4 protein-coding genes are annotated in these 1,986 nt (G+C 57.3%); 1 reads left to right on the plus strand and 3 read right to left on the minus strand.

Features of this window, described 5'->3' with window-relative positions; translation table 11 throughout:
- The 3 genes from CHU95_RS23155 to CHU95_RS00005 all read right to left on the minus strand — a co-directional run.
- On the minus strand, window positions 1-98 hold a 98-nt coding region (locus CHU95_RS23155; protein ID WP_425435927.1), incomplete at its 3' end, for a GTP-binding protein.
- A 550-nt stretch (window positions 99-648) separates the two neighbouring features.
- Complete coding sequence (locus CHU95_RS23160; RefSeq protein WP_106408826.1) at window positions 649-1,221, minus strand: DUF1838 family protein; 573 nt, start codon at window positions 1,219-1,221, stop codon at window positions 649-651.
- Between the two features lie 80 nt (window positions 1,222-1,301).
- Window positions 1,302-1,598, minus strand: coding sequence for a DUF1838 family protein (locus CHU95_RS00005; RefSeq protein WP_094452470.1), 297 nt, complete (start codon window positions 1,596-1,598; stop codon window positions 1,302-1,304).
- 54 nt (window positions 1,599-1,652) lie between these two features.
- On the opposite strand from CHU95_RS00005, the gene CHU95_RS22245 reads away from it, so the two are divergent.
- Entirely contained in the window at window positions 1,653-1,859 is a 207-nt protein-coding gene (locus CHU95_RS22245; protein ID WP_094452472.1) for a hypothetical protein, read from the plus strand.
- Window positions 1,860-1,986: the final 127 nt, after the last annotated feature.

Genomic DNA, 1,986 nt, shown 5'->3' on the forward strand with positions numbered 1-1,986 from the left:
GCCAGCGTCGACTTGCCATGGTCGATATGGGCGATGATGGAAAAGTTACGGATCTTCGACAGGTCGGTCATGGACTCAGCAGCGCCAGGAAAAACGATTGGGGCGGAAGATAGGTGGACAGGGGGCGGAAGGCAATGACCGTGCGGGCCGGGGGGTAGCAGGGGTGATGTGCGGTGCGATGGGGGCGGCGATTCGCGGACACGGATGGCAATGCCAGAACACGGAAATATTGCAAACAGAGTATTGGCCAGTGACCTGAATATTAAGAATGCAGATGTTCGGTAATGCGCCCGTATGCAGCCCGCAATATCTGTGAAACCATTCTGATTTTCCCTTGATACCACCCTTCAACCAGGGCTTAATATCACCTAACCAAGCTGGAAAAGCGTGCGGCACATTTGGTTTGCCTGAGAGTCAGACACAATGTATGTGACGCAGGGGTAGCTGCCTGTATGTAATAACGGCCAGTTAGGGAGCGTCGAATGTTGAAAGGACTAAATTCTTCTGATCGGCTGTTGAAACATTGCTGCCTTGGATTGATAGCTGTTCTTTCATTCAGCGTAGGATATGAATTTGGCAGAGACTTGGCATTGAAAGCCCTGAACCTCTGATATCCAGTTGAAATATTATCTAAAATCTCGACTTTATTCAGATCGACCAACGACGTGCCGTTTTCACTGGCACATGTCCGCCTATTGGCGGCACCCCATCCAATGGGTGCCGCCGCGGAATAGCCCCTACCCTTTCTAACCCTGGCGCTTGCCGGCCAGAGGGGAGACGTAGCCCGGTACCTCTTTGGCGGCACATCCTCGGCATGGGCTTCCAGGGTGCCGCGCAGGCCGTCATCGGGGCCATCGGTTGGTTCTCCAGAAGGTCGGGGCGTTCGCGTTCCACGCCTTTCAGCGCGGTCCTGGGGATATCCTCTACCGTGCCTGTGACTTTATAGCTGTGCATGCGGCCCATCAGCACACCGTGCACCCCGCTTTGCCCCATGCGCATCCACGGCCACCAGGGGGGCTGACGCATAAGCCCCGCGTGATAGCGCGCGGATGGTAGCGACCGGTCGTCAATTTCCGCGGCTGGGGTGAAGATGGTGAAATGCTCGGACGGGTTGACGCGTTTGCCGGTGGACGCCTTGGGCCAGCCTTCCGGGGTCACCGGGTAGTATATCCATGCGCGTAGTCCCAGCTTAACAGATACTGGTCGCCAATACGCTGCCACGGTAGAAGGAAGGGCTTACCCTTCTGGCCCTTGGTGCCGTTATCGTTATTGATGGTCTCGCTGTCGCCCATCCGGAATACTTACTGTTCCACGGTCAGGGTGCCGCGCCAGCGGTCATTCAGAAAGGGGAATTCCTTCACCCGTTCCCCGGTCCAGGGATTGTTCCATTCATCCAGGATTTCGCCCGTAGCCAGATCAGTATAATAGCCGCATTCCTTGCTCAGGACCTTCAACGAGCCATCGGGCAGGATGATGTTGCGGCAATTGCCAAACCCGCAATATCCGAAAACCGGCATCGCCCGCTTGTCGCCGACGATGGCATATTGCACGCCCTGATAGGCGGAAAAGACGGATTTCGGGCCCAGCGTGCCCCACATCTTGCCAAAGCCAACAGGTTTTCGCGCGGGTCCATCACATCAAGGGGGCGCCGATTGCCCTTGGCCGCCGGGGTGGCGGCAAAGGATGGGGCCGATGCCGCCATGGCCCCCATTCCCACCATCCCGCCGAACATTGACCGGCGTGTCAGTGATTTGAACATCGCTTCCTGGACCATGGCCGCACCCGTTTGTGATTTTTGCCAGGGACGGTCACGCCGCCCCCTGATTAAGCCATCCATCCTGGTGACGGTGCGGGTGTAGCCGCGATATGCGGCCTATCCGCCACCGGTTGCAGAATTTTCTGAAATACCCTGTCGGCACGCGGCACATCGGCGGCGGGCAGGTCTACCTTGTTCAGGATGGGCACAATCTCATGGTTCGCGTCCAA

The sequence above is a fragment of the Niveispirillum lacus genome (assembly GCF_002251795.1).
Taxonomy (GTDB): Bacteria; Pseudomonadota; Alphaproteobacteria; order Azospirillales; family Azospirillaceae; genus Niveispirillum; species Niveispirillum lacus.

Bases quoted from the DNA above. Each gene is read 5' to 3' on its own strand.
- CHU95_RS00005 (WP_094452470.1), bottom strand. From the start codon at position 1,598: ATGTGGGGCACGCTGGGCCCGAAATCCGTCTTTTCCGCCTATCAGGGC.